The sequence below is a fragment of the Wenyingzhuangia heitensis genome, from assembly GCF_011762155.1.
Lineage (GTDB): Bacteria > Bacteroidota > Bacteroidia > Flavobacteriales > Flavobacteriaceae > Wenyingzhuangia > Wenyingzhuangia heitensis.
In genome coordinates, this window is record NZ_JAASQL010000002.1 from 205146 (window position 1) to 230354 (window position 25209).

Consider the following 25209-nt stretch of genomic DNA (forward strand, 5'->3'; position numbering starts at 1 on the left):
GGTTGTAATTTTTTACTAAAAAAAAAGTTATATCTTTAATTGCAAATGTATTTAAAATTAGCATACTATTATTATGAATCAAGATAAAATTGATTTGTACGGGCCGCTAAAAAAGTATTTTGGCTTCAACAAATTTAAGGGTTTACAAGAAGATGTGGTAAGAAGCATTGTAGAAGGAAATGATACTTTTGTGATCATGCCTACAGGTGGTGGAAAATCACTTTGTTATCAACTACCAGCATTAATGCAAGAGGGAACAGCTATTGTTGTTTCTCCCTTAATTGCATTGATGAAAAATCAGGTTGATGCCATTAGAGGAATTTCTGAAAACCAAGGAGTAGCACACGTGCTAAACTCATCATTAAACAAAACAGAAATTGCGAAGGTAAAGTCTGACATATCAAACGGAATTACAAAACTATTGTATGTAGCTCCAGAATCTTTAACCAAAGATGAATATGTAGATTTTTTAAAAGAGCAAACTATTTCTTTTTTTGCGATTGATGAGGCTCATTGTATTTCTGAATGGGGACATGATTTTAGGCCAGAGTACAGAAACTTAAGAAAAATTATTCAACGAATAGGAAATGTTCCTATTATTGGTTTAACAGCCACAGCTACACCTAAGGTTCAAGAAGATATTATTAAAACGTTGGCAATGAACAATGCCAATACATTTCAAGCATCTTTTAACAGACCTAATTTGTTTTACGAGGTAAGACCAAAAACAAAAAATGTAGCCAGTGATATTATTCGTTTTATAAAACAGAGACAAGGAAAATCTGGAGTTATTTACTGTTTAAGTAGAAAAAAAGTTGAAGAGTTAGCACAAACACTTCAAGTAAATGGTATTTCGGCTTTGCCTTACCATGCAGGTTTAGATGGTAAAACAAGAGCCAAGCATCAAGACATGTTTTTAATGGAAGATGTAGATGTAATTGTAGCCACCATTGCTTTTGGAATGGGGATAGACAAGCCAGATGTTCGTTTTGTAATCCACCATGATATTCCTAAAAGTTTAGAAAGCTATTATCAAGAAACAGGTAGAGCTGGTCGTGATGATGGTGAAGGTTATTGTTTGGCTTTTTATGCTTATAAAGATATAGAAAAGTTAGAAAAATTTATGGCCAACAAGCCTATTGCAGAGCAAGAATTAGGTCATGCTTTGTTACAAGAAGTGGTTGGCTATGCAGAAACATCTATAAGTAGAAGACAATACTTATTGCATTATTTTGGAGAAGAGTTTGATGCTGTAAATGGTTTAGGTGCTAAAATGGATGACAATACCAAAAATCCTAAAAAACAAACCGAAGCCAAAGAAAGTGTAGTAACGCTTTTAAAAGTGGTAAAAGGTTCTAAAGAAAAGTACAAAACTAAAGACATTGTTGCCACGTTAATGGGAAAAGCCAATGCTATGTTAAGTTCTCATAAAACAGATGAAAGAGACTTTTTTGGACTTGGAAAAGATAAAAACAACGAATATTGGACCGCTTTAATTAGACAAACGTTAGTAGCGGGTTATTTGCGTAAAGAAATTGAGCAATATGGTGTGGTAAAATTAACTCCCAAAGGACTAGAATTTCTAGAAAAACCAGTTTCTTTTATGATGACAGAAGATCATATTTATGTAGATGAAGATGATAGAGCTGTAATTATAGCCAATGCTAAAAATAAAGCTGCGGTAACTACAGATGCTCAGCTAATGAGTTTGTTAAAATCACTTAGAAAAACGGTAGGTAAAAAGAAAGGAATTCCTCCTTATGCAATTTTTCAAGATCCGTCTTTAGAAGACATGACTTTAAAATACCCAACAAGTATAGAAGAGTTGTCTAATATACATGGAGTAGGAGATGGAAAAGCGAAAAAATTTGGTAAAGAATTTATTGAATTAATCGCAAAATATGTTACTGAAAATGAGATAGAAAAACCAGATGATTTGGTTGTGAAAACAACAGGAGAAAAATCGGGGTTAAAGTTGTATATCATTCAGAATACAGATAGAAAATTACCTTTAGAAGATATTGCAAGTGCAAAAGGATTGCAAATGAATGATTTGATTAAAGAGATTGAATCCATTGTATATTCTGGAACAAAACTTAATATAGATTATTATTTAGAAGATATTTTAGATGAAGACCAGCAAGAAGAAATACATGATTATTTTATGGAGGCTGAATCTGATAGTATTAAAGAAGCTTTAGATGAGTTTGATGGAGATTATGATGATGAAGAGTTACGTTTAATGCGTATAAAATTTATTAGTGATATAGCTAATTAAAGTTGATTTTAAAACCCTAAAAAGCCATTTGTATTTTTACAAATGGCTTTTTAGGGTTTAGTTGGGTTTGTATTTGTGTACTAATTTAATAAGAGATTCTTTAGAAATAGGTTTAGATATATACTCGTTAAATTTTAATTTTTGTAATTTTTCTTCATCAGTTCTAAACGTATGTGCGGTTTGCGCAATAATAGGAAGTTTAGGTTTTAGTTTTCTTATTTGTTCTGTTGCCTCCCAACCATTAATAATGGGCATCTTAAGATCCATTAAAACTAAATCTATATTCTTGTTGTCTTTACAAAAAGCAATAGCTTCAGAGCCATTTAAAGCCCAAATAATATGATCTACTTCATTACTTAAAATTTGTTTTAAATAAGTAAAATTACTTTCATTATCCTCTGCAATTAAAACAGTGAATAGTTTATTGTTTGTGTTCTTTTCTGATGATATATTGACAACTTCTTCAATTTTAAATGGGATTGTAAATCTAAATTCGGAGCCTTTTTCTATTTCAGAAGTAAGCTTAATTTCTCCTTTCATTAAATCTAATACCTTAGCTACAATAGACAAACCTAAGCCTGTACCTTGAGAAAAGTCATCAATTTTAAAAAATCTTTCAAAAATCTTAGATTGCTTTTCTAATGAAACACCAATACCTGTGTCATTTACAAAACAAACAATATTGTTGTTTACATCTAATTCATATCCAAATGTAATGTTTCCTTTATGGGTAAATTTAATAGCGTTGGATAGTAAATTGATAAAGATTTGTTTTACTCTGTTTTTGTCAGAATAAATAATCATTTTAGAATAATGAGTTTTTAGAACTAAGTTTACTTTAGAATTGCATTTGTTGTCGTAGGTTTGAAAAATTTCTTCTAACAAGGAGTTGATGTCAAAAGTAGTTTCTTTAATTTCTATAGATTCAGATTCTATTCTTGCAAAATAAATTAAATCATCAACCAATTGCAATAATATTTCACTTTGATTATTGATAATAGTGGTAAACTCTTTAAATTCTGGTCTGGTAGATTCATCTGCAATAACATTAGAAAAACCAACAATAGAATTTAAAGGAGTTCTAATTTCATGACTCATAGAGGTTAAAAAAGCTGTTTTTAGTCTGTCTGATTCTTCTGCTTTGTTTTTGGCTTTTTCTAAATCTTCTAATATTTTTTTCTTTTCTGTTATATCTTCTTTAAGAGCGACAAAGTGAGTAATTTGATTTTCATCATTTTTAATAGGAGCTATGTTTACATTTTCCCAATACAGTTCTCCATTTTTCTTTTTGTTTTTTATTTCTCCTTCCCAAGGTTTTCCATTGTATAAAAAGTTCCACATGGTTTTGTAGTATTCTTTGGGATGATGCCCAGAATTTAGAATTCGTGGATTTTTACCTAAAACTTCTTTATAGCTATAGCCTGTAGTTTTCTCAAAGCAAGGGTTAACATATTCTAGATCGCCATTAAAGTCTGTAATCATTATACAGATAGGACTTTGCTCTAAAGCCTTGGTTAATTTATTTGTTTCTTCTTCTGTTTTTTTTCTATTGGTTAGATCTCTTACAAAGGCTAAAAACATTTTTTCTCCTTTATTAAAAAAAGCACTAAGTTGAATTTCCACAGGAAAAGTACTACCGTCTTTTCTTATGTGAAAGCTAGATATTGAAATTCTTTTATTTGTTTCTAGTTGTTTCCAAGTGTTTATGACTAAATCTTTATCAGATTTATTACTTTTAGCATCAATATCAAAAACAGTTAGAGATTTAATTTCTTTTTTTGTGTAACCCAAATCTTGAGTTGCTTTTACATTTGTGTTGCATATATTACCTGTAATGTCATGAACATACATGGCATCTGGAGCATTGTACATAAAGTTTTTAAATTTTTGCTCACTTTCTCGTAATGCAATTTCTGCTGTTTTTTGATAGGTTATATCTGTATGTGTACCAATAGCTCTTTTAGGTTTTCCATGTTTGTCGGTTTCAAATGTTTTTATTCGTGATCGAATCCACATCCATTCTCCGTTTTTTTGCTTAAACCTAAATTCCTCATCATAACAATTACTTATTCCAGATAAAAAATTTGCTGTTTTTGTCTGTACCCTATCAATATCATCTATATGAACTCTTTTTTCCCACTCTGCAGCATTGCCAGGAAATTCATTTGGTTGGTAGCCAGCCATTGTGTAATAACGAGAATCATAATAAACATTGTTTGATGAAATATCCCAATCGTAATAACCGTCATTGTTTACCGCTAAAGCAAAGTTATTTCTTTCTTCACTTTTTTGAATTTCTTTTTCTGCTTTTATACGATCTGTAATATCTATAGAAGAAACCCAACATCCTTCTATTTCTGTTTCACTTTTATAAAGGCTAACAATGTTGTTTAAAAAAAACTTAACTTCTCCATTGGCTGTAGTCTCCTCGGTGGTAATATTAACCCATTCATATTGACTAGAAATGTATAATTTTATAAGCTCTAAAGCTGTTTCTTCACTTTCCCATAAAACGGTTAAAGGTTTGTTGGTTATTTCTAAAGCACTCTTAAATCCATAAAACTGAGCAAATAAGTCATTACATTCTGCTATATAGGCATTTTTTAAAAAGAAATTAATTTGTTCTTTAACAGGTAAATCTGTTTTTAAAGGAATGGTAGTTGCTATTCTAAATAATCCTTGTATAGAGGAATTGATTAGTTTTTGATGGCTGTTTAACGTTTCTTGTAGTTTAATTTCTGCGTTTCTTTCTGCAGTTACATCTAAAAAGGTTCCTTCTGTTGTTTCTGTATTGTTACTAGGGTTTGTAACTAGTCTAGCGTTAACCATTGCTACAAATGGTGTCTTGTCTAATTTTGTAGCGTTTACAATAAAGTTTTTTACATAACCCTGTTCTTTTATTTTAGAAATAAATAGCTCTCTTTCTTTAGGGTCTTGCCAAAAATTTAGAATAAGAGATCCTTTGTGATTAATAGAAGGGTCTAGTCCTAAAGTTTTTTCAAACTCATTATTATAACTTAATAATTTACCGTCTAGAGTGGCTGTATAGTAACCTTCTAGTAAGTTTGTAATGGTATTTCTAAATTTTTGCTCGGACACTATTAGTTCGGAATTTAACTTTTTTATCCCTTTAAAAGATTTGTATATGTAATACCCTAGTGAGCTAATAATTAAAAGAATAAGAATTCTGGAAAACATAAAATATTTTATGTTTTTTTTTATTGAACTTATTTTAATGCTATTGTCAGTAATTAATTGATTTGTTAAGTTTTGATGATTTAAATAAGCTTTTTCAATATAATTGAATAACTGATTTTTATAATTAAAATAAAGATCACTTTCTAAAATTAGTAGTGCTTGTTTTTTGTTGTGATTAGCATTTGCTAAAAAAGATTGTTGTTCTAGCTTAAATATAGAATCAGAAATACTGTTAGGTATTTGTTTTAAAGTGTTTAGGCCACTTACTTTTTGATTAAAATATTTTTTTGTTTTATAGTACTCTTTTAGCCAAATACTGTCTGATGTTTTTATGAATTTTTTAGCTGTATAACCTAGTTTTTCATTTAAAAATAATAGGTTGTCAAACCTTTTAGGTAGTTGTTGGTTTAATTCAATTTGATCAAAGTGATTGATAATACTTTTTGTGTTTTTAATTAATAGTAAGTTGATACTTATAAAAACAAATAGCATTATAGAATATATAGATATGGTAATCTGTTTAGGGGTTAATTTTTTCATGTTCAATTTTAGGGTATACTACTAGCTATAATATGATAACTGAAATTTAATGAAAAAACAATAGAATAGTTGTTGTAAACTTTAACTTTATTCGTTTAAATTTAAAAAGCACGCTAACTTTTTAAATTAGTGTGCTTTTAGGTATGCAAAAATTGTATTTCTATTTAAAAATTAAACTTTCCGTTGTTGTTTTTCCAGGTATCTTTAGGTGTTATAGGTTCAATAACATCCCAATGTTCTGCAATTTTTCCATTTTCTACTCTAAATAAATCATAGAAAGAATTGTGAATACCTCCAAAATGTCCTTCGCTAACTACTAACACAAAATTTCCTTGTCCTAAAACTTTATGAATGGTGTCAAACTTTAAAAAAATTCCTTTTTTAGCCAAAACACTTAAGGTTGTTCCTAACCCAGAAAGTTGGTCGGGAATGTTTGGGTTGTGTTGAATATAATCGTCACCATGAAAATAACTTGCTAATCTTTCCATTTTCCCGTTTACCAAAATATCAGTAACAAAGTTTGTAACCAATGTTTTGTTTTCTTCGGTTTTGTTAAGATCTTTAATTTGAGTGTTTCCATCAATCATAGTGTGCCCACTTGGGTTTGGAGTTGCTGGAGTTTCTTGTAAATTATCCCAATGTTCTACAATTTGACCTTCTTCAAACTTAAAAATATCAAATCCTATTTTGGGACCAAAAAAATTATATTCAGTATGTGTAAAAACATAATCCCCATCTTTAAAAGTTCTTATGGTATTTACTTTTGCAGAGTTTTTAGGTACTTGTTGTAGTAAAGCTCCAAACCCTGCCAAACCATCTGCAACTCCAGTGTTATGCTGTGTGTACTTGTTTGGGTTAATATAGCTTGTGGGCTCTTGTGCACCTGTTTCTATACTTTTAAGTAGTGCTACTACTTTTTGTTCTTTAGTTTTTTCTGTTTTTTGTTCTTTTTGTGACTGAGTATTCTTTTTGTTTTGGTTATTACAAGCAGTAGTTATTGCTGCAATAATTGATAGACCTACAAATAATTTTTTCATTGTTTTTTGTGTTGATTATTAATGTGCCACAAAGGTGCAATGATTGTAAGTTGATAAAAAGGTGAAAATATTGCTTTACATGATACTTTTAGTCCATTGTAAATTGTTCTCTAAATTCTATGGGAGTTTTTAGAGTTCGTTTTTTAAAATATTTAACAAAGTTTGTGGGTTCTTCAAAACCTAAAGAAAATCCAATTTCTTTAACACTATCATTAGTATGTGCTAGTAGTCTTTTAGCTTCTAATAAAACCCTGTCATTTATAAATTCTTTAGGAGTTTTTCCAAAAACATTAGACGTTGCTAAATTTAATCTTTTTGGAGTTACGTGCATTTGGTCACAATAAAAAGAGACTTGTTTGTGGGAAATAAAATATTGATCTACCAGATCTCTAAAGATTAGAATGTAATCTAAATTGGCATCCTTTTTAAGTTCTGTAAAATTTTGTTTACGTCTTTCTCTTTCTGAGTGGAGTAGTAAATTTTTTAAATAATTTCTTAAAATATCTGCTTGATAATTGTCTTTGGTTAGTGTGGTTTCTTTTTGAATTTGTTGGAATAAAGTAGAAAAGATCACTTCATTGCTTTTTAAAACTATTTGTGATATAGATAATAAATCGTTAAATAAAATACTACTTTTTAAAAATTGGGTATCTGTATCAGTTTTACAAAAGAAATTATCTGTAAATAATAGAATTATACCCTCTACATTTTTAGTGAAAGAAAATTGTTGAACACTATTTTTATTGATGTATAGAAGGCTGTTTTCTGAAATTTTAATACTATTAAAATCTACCATTTGATTAGGTGCTTTGTTTTTAAACCATATTAAATGGTAAAAGTCCGTTCTGTGTGGTTGCGACAGCTCGTCTCCAAAATTATTGTAAAGATCAGATATGTTAAGTACCTCAAACTCTTGAGGCAGTCCTTCTTTAAAATTATATTTCTGGATTACGTTGTTCATTCTAAATCTATATTCTTTAATAAATTTTCAAAAGTATTTAAATTATGTTTAATTAAAAATGTTAATAGATGAATAAAAACTAAAAAAGAATGTTTTGATTTAAATAAAGTGTTTTTTTCTGCTTATCTACATATAAATGTATTATAACTGTTTTAACCGCTTTCTAAGCGATAATAGATGTTTTTAAAATATAGATTTTTGTAACTTAAATAGAAAAAAATGAGAATGTTAACTGTTTTTTAAAAGCTGTACAAATGAAAAAGAAAGTATTATATGTAGAAGACAATTTTGTAAATAGACTGTTGTTAGAAAAATCTTTACATGGTATTGTAAAAATAGATACCGAAGAAAATGGTTTTAAAGGAATAGCGTTGGCAGAAGAAAAAAAATACGATGTGTATATTTTAGATTTAAACTTAGGGGATCCAGAAATTGATGGATTTGGTGTTTTACAATCAATAAAAGTAAACAAACAACTTAAAGGGCTTTATGTAGCTTTAACAGCTTATGATGGTACGGAGTGGAAAAATAAATGTATAGATTCTGGCTTTGATATGTATTTTACCAAACCTGTAAACGCTAAAAGTATGTGGTTAGATATTGAAAATTATCTAAAAATAGGACACTAGTTTTATAGTTTATAACTACAGTATTCTCTGTTAAAAATCAGCTTTTTGTTATTTAAACAAAAAGCTGATTTTTTTTAATTATTAATAGTCAATAATTTCATTTTCGTTAAAATGAAAGGCACATTCTATGTTAGCATTTTCGTCGCTGTCTGATCCGTGAACGGCATTTTGAGTTACAGAACTCGCAAATAAATTTCTTATAGTTCCTTCGGCAGGATCTACGGTAGCACCAATTAAAGCTCTAAAATCGTCAACAGCATTTTTTTTCTCCAAAATAGCAGCAATAATAGGTCCGCTAATCATAAAATCAATCAACTCATCATAAAACTTTTTCCCTTTATGTATACCATAAAATTCGGCAGCCTGTTCAGTTGTTAATTTGGTAAGTTTTAAGGCGATTATTTTAAATCCAGAATTGGTTATTTTCTGAATAATGGCACCTGTGTTTCCCTGCTCAATGGCATCGGGCTTAATCATAGTAAGTGTTCTGTTGTTAGCCATGTTGATTTCTTTAGGTTTGTATAGCTAATATACTTTTTTAGGTAAATATAGACCAATCTTTATTAGGGTAATTAATTATATACTATTTCTAGAAATTCACTAGTTGAGGGAGTTCCTAATTGTTATATTTACAAATTAATTCCAATTGCAAAAAAACTTAATAAAAATGCGTAAGTCGGTAATGCTTGTGGGAGAGGGGAATTATCCTTTTATGGGAGGTGGTGTTTCTACTTGGTGTCATTCTATTTGTACAGAGGTTAGTGAAGTAGATTTTAGTATACTTTCTTTTACTGCAGATGTATCGTTGCCTATATATGAGTTGCCTAAAAACGTAATATCTGTTAAGCAAGTTCCTTTATGGTCTGTAGAAGAACCTATAGAATTATTAAGGTATAACGAAAAGTATTTTGATAGAGTTTTAAAAAAAGAACGTACTAAGTCTAGTGTCGTTCGCAATCAATTTATACCTCTTTTTGATCAGTTTATAAAAGCTATTTTTTCTAAAGAAGAAGATACAGAGTATTTATTAGAGTTATTAATTCAACTTTATACTTATTTTAAAAAATACGACTATAAGGATAGTATGTATAGTATTGAAGTTTGGGATCATTACAAAGGTGTGGTGGGAAATGTTGCAGAAGATGATACTTATATTTCTAAGGTGAAAATATCAGATATTGTTACTTCTTTAAGATGGATTTATCGTTTTTTATTGCCTATTACGGTAGATTTAGATAAAACAGATATCAACCATGTAACCATATCTGGTTTTCCTTTTTTACCTGTAATTATAGCAAAACATAAATATAAAACACCTATAGTGTTAACAGAGCACGGAGTGTTTATGAGAGAGCGACTTATTAATTTAAGTGCATCTCCAATGTCTTATTTTTTAAAATCGTTTTTAATTAACTTTTCAGAGTTGGTCACCAAAATGGCATATAAAAGTGCAGATGTGGTTGTGTCTGTAAATACCTACAATTTAAAATGGGCACAGATGTATGGTGCCGATCCAAAAAAATGTAAGGTCATATATAATGGTGTTGATGAAAATAAATTTGTACCAAAACCTAAGCCCTTAAAACATAAAGACACTAAAGTAGTTGTAGCTGCCGCTAGAATTTTTGAGTTAAAAGATATTTTAACCATGATTAGGTCTTGTGCTGAAGTTAAAAAAGAAATTCCAAACGTAAAATACATCGTATATGGAAATAAAGATGCCGTACCAGAATATACAACTAAATGTGAAGAATTAATCATAGAATTAGAATTAGAGGAATACTTTATATTGGCAGGATTAAACACAGATCCTCCCTCTATTTTTGTAGAAGGAGATATTTCTATTTTAACCTCTATTTCTGAAGGATTTCCCTATACTATTATAGAGTCTATGAGTTGTGGTGTGCCTGTCGTTGCTACAGATGTAGGTGGAGTAAAAGAGGCTATAGATGATGGTGTAGACGGGTTTGTGTGTAAGCCAAAAGATTATAAAGCCATTGCCGAAAAAGTAATTATTTTGTTAAAAAACGAAGATTTACGAAAAGAAATGGCTCAAAAAAGTAGAGAAAAAGTAGTAAATAATTTTACCATTGAAGTTGTTAGAAAAGCATATTCAGAATTGTATAAATCCCTGTAATATTGAAACCAATACCTGAAAATATATCCGTTTTAATTCTAGAAATTAAAAACTTAATAGGAATGCCTGTTAGCGTTAATGCGGTAATGGCAGTTTTGGAGTCTATGGGGATAAGAGAAATAGATGTCAAAGAGGATTATCATTTAGAATCTTTAGCTGTGTTAGCGGCTCTTATATTTAAAGAATTACTAAAAGAAGAATATTCTGATGAGGAAATGAACCCTTCTAGTTCTGAAGCTGAAGCATACATAAAATCTAATCGTGGATTTAATAAATACAAAGATGCTATTAAGTTTTATATAAAAGGGTTAATGAGTGTTTTACCTATATTTATACAGATTGCCTGTGTAGTTATATTTGGATATGCTATTTGGGTAAATGTTGGTTTTAATGATTTGCAAAGTACAGCTGTAGTATTAAGTGTAATTTGGGCACTAATACTTACAGGTGGGTTTATACAAATGATTGGTAGAGTAGGGTCTTATTATTGGTGTTCATTACAAAAAGTAAAAGCTTATATAGCCATGAATAGACTTTTTTTTAAGGCTATAAGATTTGTGTTAACTATTTTGCTATTTATCAACGTAGTTAATTTTTTTCTACATCTTTACCCCTACATAATGATCTTAATATATAGTATTTATACCATCTTAATAAGTATACTTTTATTATGTCTAGCTCTTATGTATCCAATAGAAAAAAGGTGGACTATTATTTTTACAATAACAACAGCTACCGCTATTGGGTTGTTTTTAAAATTCTATACCAATTTACACATTTATCTAACTCATTGGATAGGAATTTCCACCGTAATTCTATTATCATTCTTAGTGTATCAATGGACGTTTAGAGATGTAAAGAAGAATAAAAAAAATGAATACAAGCGATTTATTAGGGATGGAGTTATTATTTACAATAACAATCTATACTTTTTATATGGTACCTTTTTGTACATATTGGTTTTTATGGATCGTTTTTTAGCTTGGTCTGCAGATAGAGGTACTGTGATTCCTTATGTTATTTATTATGAAAAAGATTATGAAATAGGTATGGATTTGTCTATTGTTATTTTCTTTTTAGTGGCAGGAGTTTTAGAGTATAGCATGTTTGTGTTCTCTAAACAATTAAACATTGTTTTACAAAAATTAGATTTTTATAGTATAGCTGTATTTAAAAAAGCATTTGCTTATTTATATTTTAGAAATCTATTATCTTTTTTAATAACCTCTTTAGTCGCTTTTTTATTTGTGTATGGTTTTATGCATTACGATTGGGGGTATAAAAGTGCCTTTGGAGAGGGGTTTCCGGAAAGAAGTTATAATGTGTTAATTTACGGTAGTATAGGGTATTTTTGTCTATCATGGGCAATGTTAAACGTACTGTATATGTTTCGATTAAATCAACCTAAAAATGCAGTTAAAATAGTAGGTATTGCCATTATTATAGATTTTGTAGTAGGGGCTTTTTGTAGTAGATTTATAAGTTATGAATACAGTGTATTAGGAATGTTGGCGGGGATGTTATTTTTCTTATTAGGAAGCCTTTATTACAATTACAAAATTTTTTCAAGAATAGACTATTATGCAGTATTGTAGTAAATTAAATATAATAGTAATGTTAACAATGTTTTCCTCTGTTTTTGGAGTTAATAAGCCAGATTTTTTCATCTCTTATGAAAATATTCCTCCCTATCAAATTAAAGGGTTTGATACCGTGTTTTTAGAGTCCGCTTTTTATAACTCAGAAGATGTGGCATCTTTAAAAAAGGAAAATAAAAACGTATATGCATATATAAGTTTAACAGAAGTTAGTGAGCATAATATAGATTTATACAATAAGTTAAAACCTTATTTATTATCAAAAAATGAAACCTGGAACAGCTATTATATCAACATAGCAGATGCTAGAGCAAGAAAAATAGTCCTTAATGAAATTAAACTTATTTATAAAAAAGGGTTTGATGGACTTTTGTTAGACAATTTAGACAACGTATCTATTCACGGTCCTTACAAAGCGTTACAATCGGCTTTGATAAAGTTGATACTTGAAATTAAAGAGCAATTTTATAACAAAGAATTAATTCAGAATGGTGGCTTGTTTTTGTTAAATAAAACACATGCTTTTTTAAAAGGAATATTGGTAGAATCTGTTTATACCAATTATGATTTTAACTCACAATTGTATCAATTAAGAAATAAAAGAGAAGCATTACAAAAAAAATCAAATTTAGAAAATAGTATAAAACATTATAATTTAAAAGGTTTTGTAATAGAGTATGCTGTAGATAAAAAAATAGCGAACAAAATATACAAACACTACAGGTCTAGTAAACTGGCTGTAGTGGTAACAGATATTAATTTATCAAACAACTTACAGTAACGTATGTTATATATAGGTCCATTAAGAGTACTTTTAGTCATACTTTTTTTTCTGTTTATAGGAAAAAAAGTGTTTAGATACCCTTTGCCTTCAGACAAAATTAATTTTTTTGTTAAGAAATGGCTTAAGTACGGAACCATTATGTATGCTTCTATTTTTGTATTACATCAACTTGGTTTTTACGATTTGTTTGCAGTACTCTTAATTATTATATTTTTAATAATAGCACATGTTTTTGGTATAAAATTTAGAGATCTATTTGCTATTGGAGAAAGGTCTAACATTGTATTGCTATATTGGGTAGAAATTTTAGAAAAAAAGTATTTAGGAACTTTTAAAGAAAAAGAAAAGAAAAAAGCTAAAATAGTAAGAGGAGAGTATATGTTTCTTATCAATGTTTTAATAATAAGCTTTGTACTTTTCTACTTTTTAGGTAATGACTTGTTTACATCTACTTTTGTATGGAACGATGATTTAGCAAAAATAAGGCTGTTCAATAATCAAATGTGGTTTCTAGATAATTTAAATGAAATTGGAGATTATTCTTTAATATCTATTTATGCTAAACTTACGGGGTTAACTAATGAGTTGGCTTTAAAAACATTTGGAGTTATAGAAATTAGTATTCTATCAGTAGTCCTAAGTTGGTTTGCCTATAAATTAACTAAAAGATCTCATATACTAGCAACTTTGTCTATGTTGTCTGTAGTAGTGTTGTTTATGTATGCTCCTACACACACAGGGTATATTGTAGCACATAACTCCATTTATTTAAGTTTAAGTTTTACAATACCTTTAATTGTTTATGCTTTAGAGCAAAAAGAAAAAACGATAAACCATAAGTTGTTTTGGTTTAGAGTTCCCTTTATTTTTTTAACCTTGTTTTTTATAAACTTACATGTTTATATTGTTATTTTACCTTTGTTTTTTGCTTCTTTATTACTGTTTAAAAAAGATAAAAAAGGATCTTTAAAGTTTTTAGGAGCATATGGAATAGCTTTATTTATTGGTTTGGTTTATATTTATTTTGTGTCAGATTTAGACTATTTTATGTCTTACATAAGAACCAATCTAATAGCAGTAAACACTTATACGTATCCTAGAACTTTAAAGTACAATTGGGACGATTATATAAATGTTTATTTAATTATAGGAGCACTATTTAATCTTATTTTACTAGCAGTATTTAAAAAACGTAAAGTAGATACCAAAGTATTGGTCTTTAATATGTTTATGTTTTTCTTGTTTTTACTATTTAAAACCAATACCTATTATATAGATAAAGACGTACTTACTATTATTGTTAGAATGTTTATGCCAGTTACCATTCTAACAGCTGTATATGTTATTTATAGCAATGTTTTAGGATTCACTTTTTTAAAAAAATTAAGAACCAGTATACCTGTAAGTATTTTATGTGTATTAATATTTGTAAGCGGTTCTTATTATTATCAAAAAAATAGAGTTTATAACATTGTTCCGCCAGGAAATTATGCAAACACAGTATTAGAGGCTTATAATAAAATATTAATGAACAACTTACCCTATTCCTATATGTTGGTAAATGATAGTGATCATTTTATTTTAGACAGTGAAAATCATTTTTTAATGAATTACGATGAATTTATTCATAATTATACCAAGCAAGATTCTATCTATAGTAAATACAAAGACAAAAAAGAAGTTTTAAAAAAACATCCAGAATATGTGTTGCCAAATAGTATTTATGTTTTTAAATACGATGATTATGGTAAAAAGAAATCAGATGACCGTGTAAGTAATTTAAAAGAAGAATCTAAAGGTAGTTTAGAAAACAAAGCAATAGACAGTATTGTAATTAAGTTAAAAGATAGAGGTAGAAAGGTAAATGTATTTTATAAAGAAAATAATATTTCGGTATACGAAATAGAAAATATTCCCAATTCTAGTAACGTAATCGATTTAATGTTTCAGTAAATGAAAAAGTATATAAATCTTTTAGTGGTTTTATTATTTTTTATCTCTTGCGATAAAGAAAAAATAAGCAAGAAAAAACAGATTGCCCCTAAGCAAGAGCATGGGGTTTTGTATGTAACAAATCCAACAGATAGTTTGTCTTTGGTGGTAGAGCAAAACTTAAAACATTTATGTGATTATACTAAATTCCCTTTTAAAAGTATTACAAATTCAGAGTTGGACTATCTTACAGAAATTAATGAGAAAACCGCTTTGTTAGTACTTACAGGTTCTGATACATTGCATCAAATAACTATAAGAAAAATTGTAAAATACGTTCAAAACGGAGGAACTCTATTTATTCCTAATCTAACAACAGACCAAAGACTTTCTTATTTGTTAGGTCTTAAAGTAGATGCAGACTTTAGTAAAGATTATACTTCTGGAGGTTTTTCTTTTAACGAGATCTTAATTCCAGGGTATAAAAACATAACGCACAAAACAGAATATTTACACGGAGGATTAACTTTAGATAACTTTAATAATGACGTAAACATATATGCAACAGCAGTAAACAATCCTATGTATCCTGTAATTATAGAAAATTATGTAGGTAAAGGAAAAACCATCTATGTAAACTCTAATTACGAATATGAAAAAAACGATAGAGGATTACTTTTAATGCCTTTATTAAAAGCTATGGAAGGTATTCCGTTTCCTATAGCCAATGTGAGTACTATTTTTTTAGATGATTTTCCATCTCCTGTATACCCTACCAAAACAGAACCTATAAAGTCTGAATTTGGTTTAACCAATGCAGAGTTTGTTAGACAAATATGGTGGCCAGATATGGCAAAATATGCAGACTCTTTGGGATTAAAATATACAGCTCTCTCTATTTATGATTATAGTTTAAATACAGTCCCTCCGTTTTCTTACAGCGAGTGGGAAGAAATAAGCGATTCTTTATTAGTTGGAAATAAAAGTATTGTATCTACTATATCTAAAAATGTGATAAAAGACGGTCATGAATTAGGTTTACATGGTTACAATCACGTATCTCTTTTAAACGATGAATGGTTTAAAAGACCAGACTACATGGCTTTGGCACTAAAAAGTGTTTCTAAAAAATGGAAAACAGAAAATTTAGGAAAATTGCCTATTTCTTATGTACCACCTACAAATTATATAGACAGTGTTGGTATTCAAGCATTGGTAAAAGGAATGCCATCAACCAAATATATGTGTAGTTTGTATTTAGGAGAAAAATATGATGGAGGAGATAGAGAGTTTGATGTGGAGCCTTTTCATAAAAAGTTGTACGATTATCCTAGAATATCTGATGGTTACGAACCTAGCGACAAAATTAAATATTCCTATTATTCATTGTTTTTGTATACTGGTATTTGGACCCATTTTATACATCCAGACGATGTATACCAAATTCCGGACGAAAGTAATTTAGAAAGTAAAGGAGAGTTTGAGTTTAGAAATAAAAATAATTTAGGATGGAGAACTACTCCGTCTAGAGCCGATAAAAAAGGAATGTTGCCTATTTTTATTGACGATGTAGTTATTCCAATAAAAAAAACATATCCTTTTCAGCGTTATAAAACTGTAAAAAATGCGGTACCTATTGTACAAAAATGGAGAAACACATATCCAGAATTTAAAATAACAGATAAAGAATTAACCGTTGTTAGCAACAAAAACAACCAGGACACTTATTGGCGAGTATTTGTCGGAAAAAACTTTACAAAAGAATACGAGCAATCTTTAAAAGAAAATAAAACTATCTATACCAAAACAACTTATTTAGATGGCCATTTGTATTCTCTTCATCTGCAAAATAAATCTATTTCTTTGATAAATGTAAACAACTTAAATCATCAAAAAACAGAATTAAAAACAAGAGATATAGAGTATGAACTTTTTGAATTGTTAAACGGAGAAATTAAAGATTTAGTAAAGCAAAATAGATTAAGAGAAGCTACCAATCTTTTGGAAAACTACATCAATCAAAGACCAACAATTAAAGACAGAGTTTTTAGAATTTATGCAAAATACATGTCTTGGCAAGATAGAAATAACGGAACTTGGAAGTTTTTATATGACTATTGTAATCGTTACAATACCAAAGAAAACTTTGATTATTCTAAAACGTTAAAAACCTATTTAACGCTACCAAGTAACAATGTTTACAATTTGTGGTTATACAAATACATGTTGTTAGAACCTAATAATACAGAGCATTATAAGGATTTTATTACAAATAATTATGAGCCTAGGTTTTATAGTGAGCTAAAAAGAATGTATAAAATCATTCAAAAATTAGAACCTACCAATCAAAATAGAGCCAATCAATTGTTGTTTTTATTTAGCTATTTTCCTGATGAGTTTGTAAACGAATTAAAAATGGAAGAGGTTTGTAGCAATCCTATTTTAAAAGAACAATCATCAGATTTTTCATGGTTTTTTGCTGATAGAAAATTATATAAAAAAGCTTTAGAATGCACAAGTTGCAACAATACAATAGATGATGATACAAAGTACAATTGGTACACAGCATTGGGAGATACTATTGCTGTAAAAAAACTATATTACAACAAGTACTTTGCCGATTTATTATATAACAATCCAGAACAAGCACTGATTGAAATAGAAACCAAAGACGTTTGTGAAGATGAAGTATTTATAAATCATTCTAACGAAATTACATGGTTGTATGCAAGTAAAAAGAACTACAGTAAAGCACTTTCTTGGAGTAAATGCTCCGATAGTATAAAACTTTTAGAAAAGTTTGATTGGATGTATCAAATGAAAGATAAAGAAGCTATCATAACAGCATATCAAGAACATTTGGTGTTACAAAAAGAAGAACAGACTCGTTTGTTATTAGACATAACAGCATTAAGAAAAAGTGCATTTTCCAATAGTATTGATGAGAATCCTAAACTAGAAAAAGCAGAACAAATCTATTTAAATTTTGAAGACTCTAATATAGATAACAATGCTCAGTTAGCCAATTATGTAGCTGATGTTTATTTAGAAGATGATAAATTTAAGGAAGCGTGGCAAGTTGTAAATAACATGCCAGAGGGGGATTTAAAAACGCAGAAACAAAAAACATTAAACGATCAAGTTTTAGAACAAAAAGCAAGTACTCAAAGTTACTTGTTAGCCAATGCAGAAGAGTTGTTTTATCCTAAAATTTTAAACGATATAAAAGCATCTATTATTTTAAGAGAGCATAATTATGCAGAATGGGAAACCATAATTTCTTTAGATAAAACAAGTGTAAATGCAGTTTTAAATAGTCTGTCAGGTGTGGTAATAGATAAATATCAACACAAACACAAAGTAACGGTAAACAATCCTAATATTTATAAAGTTAAAAATCTAAATAGGTTAAATCGTTTTAGAAGAGAAAATATTCAGCACACCTATTTTGGATTAAAATATACTTATATAAATGATAAAGTAATAGAAAACTGGAACTATCAAATAGGAGCAGGAATGGATGTAAGTGCTCAAGGAAATAAATCATTATTTAATTTTATAAGTGGTGTTTCTTACAAAGGAGAAAAATTGTTTTCTAACATCGTATTAACACATCAGGTTCCTTTAACAAGTGTTGCTTACACTATGGGTATATATGATACCAAGTTAAATTGGTATTCGGAATATTTTTACAAGAAAAAACACGAATTTAGATTGACCACAGAAGGGGATTTATATAGTGATGGAAACAATCAAATAGCAGCTGTTATACGTTACTACAGATTGTTTAAAACAAACACAAAAAGTACCTTTTCTCCTTTTGCAGAAACATCGTACAGTCTGGGGAGTGCAGATTTACCAGGAGGTTTGCCCTACTTTGTCTTAAAAAACAGAGCTTATTATGGAGGAGGACTAAGATATCAATACCAAGCAGATCAAAATGAGATATTAAATAAATTTTCGGGTATGATTGAACCTGCTTATTTTGGCGATAGCTATTTTAATTCTTTTGGGAGAATTTACGGAGAGCTTACCTATAGATTTAGAGACTATACCTTTTTCTATTTTTCAGGAGAATATTTTTCACAAGATAATTTTTATTCAAATACATTCAATGTCGGTTTTAAACACATATTTTAAGTACGTATTGCTATTGTTAATAATAGTTGGTTGTAATACCACTAAAAAAACAATTGTTGCTTCTCAAAAAATGCAACAAATGGTTATAGATATATCTAAAACCGCCAAGCAACAAAACACTAATTTTAGTATTATTCCTCAAAATGGATTAGAACTTCTCTATCAAAATATAGATATGGAAAATGGTTTAGATACTAGCTATGTAAATGCCATTAACGGTGTTGGGGTAGAAGCTTTGCATTATAACAAAAATGAAGACACAGATGGATATAGACGTTTGTTATTATCAAAATTACCAAAGAATAAAAAGGTATTATCATCAGAGTTTATTAATAATGATAAAGATCTAGCTAAGGCAAAAGAATTAAATACAAGTAAAGGATACATTCCGTTTGTTCGTACAAAAAACAACTTGTATTATAGAGAAATTCCATCAACCAATAACACAGGAAAAGAAATTAAAGAGCTACAAGATGTTCAAAATTACTTATACCTTATCAATCCAGATGCCTATACAACCAAGCAGGCTTATTTACAAGCCTTGTCTACAACCAATTACGATTTGTTGTTGATAGATTTATTTTATGAGAATACTCCGCTAACCAAAAGCGAAGTCGCTTATTTAAAAATAAAGAAAGACGGAACCCAAAGAAAGGTAATTGCGTACATGAACATTGGAGCTGTAGAAAATTTTAGATATTACTGGAAAGAATCTTGGACAAAAAAACAACCCTCTTGGTTTAAAAAACAATACGCTGGGTATGAAGATGAGTATTGGGTAGAATTCTGGAATAAAGAGTGGCAGCAAATTATTTACAAATCAAAAAAATCTTATCTGTCTAAAATTATAGATCGCAATTTTGATGGTGTATATTTAGATAACGTAGAGGCTTATTATACGTTGTATCACAACTAAGTTTTTGGCAAGGCTAAAAAAAACGAGGAATATATTCAGAATATATTTTTAATTGTATTTTAGCAAACTATGAATATAAAAGACATTAACGTTTTAAAAACATATTTTAATACCCCTAAAAAAATTGTTTTTGTAGCGCATAAAAATCCAGATGGAGATGCTGTTGGTTCAACAACAGCATTGGCTAAATTTTATAAAAAGTTAGGACACGAGGTTCAAGTTGTATTGCCTAACGGAATTCCAGATTTTATTTCTTGGATACCAGGATCTGATGAGGTTTACAGATACGATTTACAAAACATACAATCAAAAAGAGCATTAGATCAAGCAGATGTTGTTTTTTTACTAGACTTTAATGCCTTGCATAGAGTGGGAGATGACATGCAAAATGGATTAGAAGCTTTTAAAGGAGACTTTATTATGATAGATCATCATCAACAGCCTGATGATATTGCCATGGTCACATATTCTGATACTTCTATTTGTTCTACCTGTCAAATGGTATATCACTTTATAGATGCATTGGAATTAACAGATTTAATAGATGCTGATATTGCTACTAGTATTTATACCGGAATTATGACAGATACAGGATCTTTCCGTTTTCCATCTACCACAAGTACTACACATAGAATTATAGCTGATTTAATTGATAAAGGAGCTGAAAACGCGAACATTCACAATCAGGTTTATAGTAATAATTCCTACAGTAGGCTACAGTTGTTAGGTAAATCTTTAACCAATTTAAAGGTGATAGAAGATTGTAAAACAGCATATATTACTTTAACTCAACAAGAGTTAAAAATGTATAATTACCAAAAAGGAGATACAGAAGGAGTCGTAAATTATGCATTGTCTTTAAAAGGAGTTGTGCTTGCAGCTATTTTTATAGAAGATACAGATCAAGGAATTGTAAAAATTTCTTTTCGTTCTAAAGGAAAATTCTCTGTAAACCAATTTGCAAGAAATTATTTTGATGGAGGTGGACACGACAATGCTGCTGGAGCAAGGTCTATAACCTCATTAGAAGAAACGATTGATAAATTTTTATCAATTGTTCCAAAATATAAACAAGAATTATTCGTTTCTTATGAAGCATAGTTGGTTATTTATTTTAGGAATGCTTTTTGTTTCTTGTACACAATCAAAACCTAGAAGGGCTATTAATAAAGTTAAAGCTTCAAAAAAGGTAGAATATTCTATTTTATACAACAAGAAAATTAATAGTATTCAAGAAAAATTAATTAAAGATTATATTCAAAAAGATTCCCTTTTAACTTATGAATATTCTCCATATGGTTTTGCTTATGCAGTTGTAAAATCATCAACAAAACCTAAAAAAGTGATAAAGGAAAGCTCTGTGTTAACGTTTTCTAAATCGGTTTTTTTATTAAACAATAAAGAAGTTTATCCAGAGGAAATTTTAACTGTAAAATTGAATACTTCTAATTTGATAAAGGGAATAATAGAAGGGCTTAAATTAATGCGAGAAGATGAGGAAATTAAATTTATTTTTAGTTCATTTGTAGCCCATGGATTAAATGGAGATAAAAATAAAATTGGGAGTCACACTCCCATAGTAGTAAATATTAAACTTTTAAAAATAAATAATTAAGATGAACATCATTAAAGGATTAGCTTTAGGATTAGCAGTAACAGGTATGGTATCTTGTAACCAACAAGCACCAAAAAAAACAGCTTTAGCAACAGAAATGGATTCTGTAAGTTATGCTTTAGGTGCCTATATTAATGGAAACTTTAAAGTAAGTGAAGATTTTAAAGATTTAGACTTAAACGTTTTTAACCAAGCATTAACAGAATCTCAAGACACTGCAGTTTCATTAATTGCTCAAAAAGATATTGCTCCAATTTTAATTGCTTACACTAAAAAAATAGCTGAAACAAAAGGAGCATCTGCTAAAACAGAAGGAGAAGCTTTTTTAGCTGAAAACAAAAAGAGAGAAGGAATTGTAGTTACAGAAAGCGGGTTACAGTATGAAGTATTAACAGAAGGTTCTGGTGAAAAGCCATTAGCAACTAATACTGTAAAAGTACACTACCACGGAACAACTCCTAGTGGAGAAGTTTTTGATAGTTCTGTAGATAGAGGAACTCCAGCAGAATTCCCATTAAACAGAGTAATTCCAGGATGGACAGAAGGTGTTCAGTTAATGTCTGTAGGTTCTAAATACAAGTTTTATGTACCTCAAGAATTAGCATATGGAGCTAACGCACCTCAAGGTGGTTCAGGACCAATTAAAGCATATATGCCATTGGTATTTGAAGTAGAATTGTTAGAGATTGTTAAGTAATTAGCAATATTTAAATACATATAAAAGCCCAATTAAGAATTTCTTAATTGGGCTTTTTCTTGTTATTATAATACAAGTATAAAGTTTATCTTTACCCTTTAAAATTAAAAATAACTTCATGAGCTTATTTCAAGATCAGCCTTTAAAAATCTACAATTCAATATCAAAAAACAAAGAATTATTTACCACGGTTACCCCAGGTAATGTGGGTATGTATGTGTGTGGACCTACGGTGTATAGCAATGTGCATTTAGGAAACGTTCGTACATTTATGAGTTTTGATATGGTGTTTCGTTATTTACAGCATTTAGAGTATAAAGTACGCTATGTAAGAAACATTACCGATGCAGGTCATATGGAAGATGATGCTGATGAAGGAGAAGATAAAATTGCCAAAAAAGCAAGAATAGAAAAAATAGAACCTATGGAAGTGGTGCAACGTTACACCTTAGACTTTCATAACATTTTAGAAAAATTAAACAATTTACCTCCTAGTATAGAACCTACAGCAACAGGGCATATTATAGAGCAAATTGAATTGATAAAAGGTATTTTAGATAAAGGTTTGGCCTATGAGGTAAACGGTTCTGTTTATTTTGATGTACTTAAATACAACGAAGAAAAAACATACGGAGTTTTATCTGGACGAAAAATAGAAGATGCCATTCATAACACTCGTGTGTTAGATGGTCAGTCCGAAAAGAAAAACCCGCAAGATTTTGCCTTGTGGAAAAAAGCGAGTCCACAACATATTATGCGTTGGCCATCTCCTTGGGGACTTGGTTTTCCGGGTTGGCATTTAGAGTGTACTGCTATGAGTACAAAATATTTAGGCGATAAATTTGACATTCACGGAGGAGGAATGGATTTAAAATTTCCGCACCACGAATGTGAAATTGCACAGGCAGAAGCTTGTAACGGTCATGATCCTGTAAATTATTGGATGCATGCTAACATGTTGACTCTAAATGGACAAAAAATGTCTAAATCTACAGGGAATAACATTTTACCAGGTGAAATTTTTTCGGGAGAAAACAATATTTTATCAAAACCATTTACGCCATCCGTAGTTCGTTTCTTTATGATGCAAGCTCACTATCGTAGTATTTTAGATTTTTCTAGCGAAGCTTTAGAAGCCTCAGAAAAAGGATACAACAAGTTGGTAGAAGCCATTAAAAATTTGGCAAATGTAGAAGCAGGAAAAACATCTACCTTTGCGGTTTCTGGTTGGATAGAACAATGTTACGAAGCTATGAATGATGATTTTAATACACCTATTTTAATTTCTCATTTATTTGATGCTGTAAAACACATCAACCTTTTAAAAGAAGGAAAAGAAACATTAACACAAATAGATTTAGATTTGTTTACAAACACTTTACACGCTTTTGTATATGATGTATTAGGTTTGATAACTGAAGCTACTGAGCAAGGTTCTAATAAATTAGAAGGAGTGGTAAATATGTTAATAGGTATGCGTAAGCAAGCTAGAGATAACAAAAACTGGGCTTTGTCTGATCAAATTCGTGACGAATTAAAAGCGTTGGGAATTCAGTTAAAAGACGGTAAAGACGGAACAGCATTTATTATAGAATAAGAATATGGATAAATTGAAAAAAATAATCATCTTTCCATTTATCCTGTTAATTCGTTTTTATCAAGGAGCCATATCTCCTTTTACACCAGCTACTTGTAGGTATCAACCTACTTGCTCTAGTTATAGTATAGAAGCTTTGCAAAAGCATGGCATTATTTATGGTAGTTGGTTGGCAATAAAACGTATATTTAGCTGTCATCCTTGGGGAGGAAGTGGTTACGACCCTGTTCCCGATAAACAAAATAAAAAAGAAATATGAATTTACTAGCCATTACTTGGGATCCCTCTTTAGGTTTAGATCTTGGTTTTTTTGTAATTAGATATTATAGTTTAATGTTTGTGATTGCCTTTGCTTTAGGATATCAAATCATGAAAAAAATATTTATTTATGAAAATATTGAATTAGAAAAATTAGACAAGCTGTTAATGTATGTTGTTTTTGCAACTATTTTAGGAGCAAGATTAGGACACGTTTTCTTTTACGATTGGGCTTATTTTAGTCAGCATCCCGAAGAAATTTTATTGCCATTTAAATTTAGACCAGAGTTTAGATTTACAGGTTTTGCAGGTTTAGCAAGTCATGGTGCAGCTATAGGTATTATTGCATCATTATGGTATTTCTCTAAAAAAATATTACAAAAACCTTTGCTATATGTTTTAGATAGAGTGAGTTTAACTATTGCTAGTGGTGGTGTTTTTGTTCGTTTAGGAAACTTAATGAATTCCGAAATTATTGGTCACCCAACAGGAACCGATTATGGTTTTATTTTTAAAGCTTTGGGTGAAGATTTTCCTAGACACCCAACTCAATTGTACGAATCTTTTGGATATTTAATGGTATTTGCCATTATCTTTTATATGTTTTGGAAAACAAATGCAAAAGAAAAGTTAGGATTGATTTTTGGAGTTTTCTTTACTCTGTTATGGTCTGTAAGATTTGTAGTAGAATTCTTTAAAGAAGCTCAGGTAGATGATAGAGCTAGTTGGGCATTAAATACCGGACAATGGCTAAGTATACCGCTAATATTAATTGGAATTTACTTTGTAATACAAGCAAAAAAGAAATAACAAAAACCCCTAATCAATTATTGATTAGGGGTTTTTGTTTTAAGACTCTAGTTCTTTTAAATATTGTGTAGAGTTTCATTAA

General features: G+C 29.5%; 18 protein-coding genes. 14 read left to right on the plus strand and 4 right to left on the minus strand.

Features of this window, described 5'->3' with window-relative positions; genetic code table 11:
- Positions 1-73: 73 nt before the first annotated feature.
- Positions 74-2278: an ATP-dependent DNA helicase RecQ gene (locus tag FHR24_RS09545; protein ID WP_208412325.1), complete on the plus strand. Its 2205-nt coding sequence runs from the start codon at positions 74-76 to the stop codon at positions 2276-2278.
- Positions 2279-2335: 57 nt separating this feature from the next.
- On the opposite strand, the gene FHR24_RS09550 is transcribed toward FHR24_RS09545, so the two are convergent.
- From FHR24_RS09550 to FHR24_RS09560, 3 genes are all read right to left on the minus strand, one after another.
- Complete coding sequence (locus FHR24_RS09550; protein ID WP_167187526.1) at positions 2336-6016, minus strand: hybrid sensor histidine kinase/response regulator; 3681 nt, start codon at positions 6014-6016, stop codon at positions 2336-2338.
- A 164-nt stretch (positions 6017-6180) separates the two neighbouring features.
- Positions 6181-7053 (minus strand): nuclear transport factor 2 family protein, encoded by an 873-nt coding sequence (locus FHR24_RS09555; RefSeq protein WP_167187529.1) that lies wholly within the window; start codon positions 7051-7053, stop codon positions 6181-6183.
- An 88-nt stretch (positions 7054-7141) separates the two neighbouring features.
- Positions 7142-8014, minus strand: a complete 873-nt coding sequence (locus tag FHR24_RS09560) for a helix-turn-helix domain-containing protein (RefSeq protein ID WP_167187533.1) — start codon at positions 8012-8014, stop codon at positions 7142-7144.
- 254 nt (positions 8015-8268) lie between these two features.
- Between FHR24_RS09560 and FHR24_RS09565 the strand changes: the two genes are divergently transcribed.
- Entirely contained in the window at positions 8269-8643 is a 375-nt protein-coding gene (locus tag FHR24_RS09565; RefSeq protein WP_167187536.1) for a response regulator, read from the plus strand.
- A gap of 81 nt (positions 8644-8724) precedes the next feature.
- Here FHR24_RS09565 and ndk read toward each other — a convergent pair whose 3' ends face one another.
- The gene (gene ndk / locus FHR24_RS09570; protein ID WP_167187539.1) at positions 8725-9144 is read right to left on the minus strand and encodes a nucleoside-diphosphate kinase; all 420 of its coding nucleotides are present in this window, start codon (positions 9142-9144) and stop codon (positions 8725-8727) included.
- A gap of 166 nt (positions 9145-9310) precedes the next feature.
- On the opposite strand from ndk, the gene pelF reads away from it, so the two are divergent.
- The 12 genes from pelF to lgt all read left to right on the plus strand — a co-directional run bounded on the left by pelF (position 9311) and on the right by lgt (position 25127).
- Positions 9311-10780, plus strand: coding sequence for a GT4 family glycosyltransferase PelF (pelF, locus tag FHR24_RS09575; protein ID WP_167187542.1), 1470 nt, complete (start codon positions 9311-9313; stop codon positions 10778-10780).
- Between the two features lie 2 nt (positions 10781-10782).
- A complete protein-coding gene (locus tag FHR24_RS09580; RefSeq protein ID WP_167187545.1) occupies positions 10783-12375 on the plus strand; it encodes a hypothetical protein in 1593 nt (530 codons plus the stop codon).
- A 19-nt stretch (positions 12376-12394) separates the two neighbouring features.
- On the plus strand, positions 12395-13159 hold the full coding sequence (locus FHR24_RS09585) for an endo alpha-1,4 polygalactosaminidase (protein WP_167187547.1): 765 nt from the start codon (positions 12395-12397) through the stop codon (positions 13157-13159).
- A gap of 3 nt (positions 13160-13162) precedes the next feature.
- Positions 13163-15115 (plus strand): hypothetical protein, encoded by a 1953-nt coding sequence (locus FHR24_RS09590; RefSeq protein ID WP_167187551.1) that lies wholly within the window; start codon positions 13163-13165, stop codon positions 15113-15115.
- On the plus strand, positions 15116-19234 hold the full coding sequence (locus FHR24_RS09595; protein WP_167187554.1) for a DUF2194 domain-containing protein: 4119 nt from the start codon (positions 15116-15118) through the stop codon (positions 19232-19234).
- On the plus strand, positions 19209-20150 hold the full coding sequence (locus tag FHR24_RS09600) for an endo alpha-1,4 polygalactosaminidase (protein WP_167187557.1): 942 nt from the start codon (positions 19209-19211) through the stop codon (positions 20148-20150). Before FHR24_RS09595 ends, FHR24_RS09600 begins: the two co-directional genes overlap by 26 nt.
- A 69-nt stretch (positions 20151-20219) precedes the next feature.
- Positions 20220-21251 carry a DHH family phosphoesterase gene (locus FHR24_RS09605; RefSeq protein WP_167187560.1) on the plus strand — a complete coding sequence of 344 codons (1032 nt, stop codon included), beginning with the start codon at positions 20220-20222 and terminating at the stop codon, positions 21249-21251.
- On the plus strand, positions 21241-21765 hold the full coding sequence (locus FHR24_RS09610; RefSeq protein ID WP_167187563.1) for an FKBP-type peptidyl-prolyl cis-trans isomerase: 525 nt from the start codon (positions 21241-21243) through the stop codon (positions 21763-21765). The genes FHR24_RS09605 and FHR24_RS09610 overlap by 11 nt, the downstream gene beginning before the upstream one ends.
- Position 21766: 1 nt before the next feature.
- Entirely contained in the window at positions 21767-22462 is a 696-nt protein-coding gene (locus tag FHR24_RS09615) for an FKBP-type peptidyl-prolyl cis-trans isomerase (protein ID WP_167187566.1), read from the plus strand.
- A 118-nt stretch (positions 22463-22580) separates the two neighbouring features.
- The gene (gene cysS, locus FHR24_RS09620; protein WP_167187569.1) at positions 22581-24059 is read left to right on the plus strand and encodes a cysteine--tRNA ligase; all 1479 of its coding nucleotides are present in this window, start codon (positions 22581-22583) and stop codon (positions 24057-24059) included.
- Between the two features lie 4 nt (positions 24060-24063).
- Positions 24064-24318 carry a membrane protein insertion efficiency factor YidD gene (gene yidD, locus FHR24_RS09625; RefSeq protein WP_208412326.1) on the plus strand — a complete coding sequence of 85 codons (255 nt, stop codon included), beginning with the start codon at positions 24064-24066 and terminating at the stop codon, positions 24316-24318.
- Positions 24315-25127: a prolipoprotein diacylglyceryl transferase gene (lgt, locus tag FHR24_RS09630; RefSeq protein WP_167187572.1), complete on the plus strand. Its 813-nt coding sequence runs from the start codon at positions 24315-24317 to the stop codon at positions 25125-25127. The genes yidD and lgt overlap by 4 nt, the downstream gene beginning before the upstream one ends.
- The last annotated feature ends 82 nt before the right edge of the window (positions 25128-25209 follow it).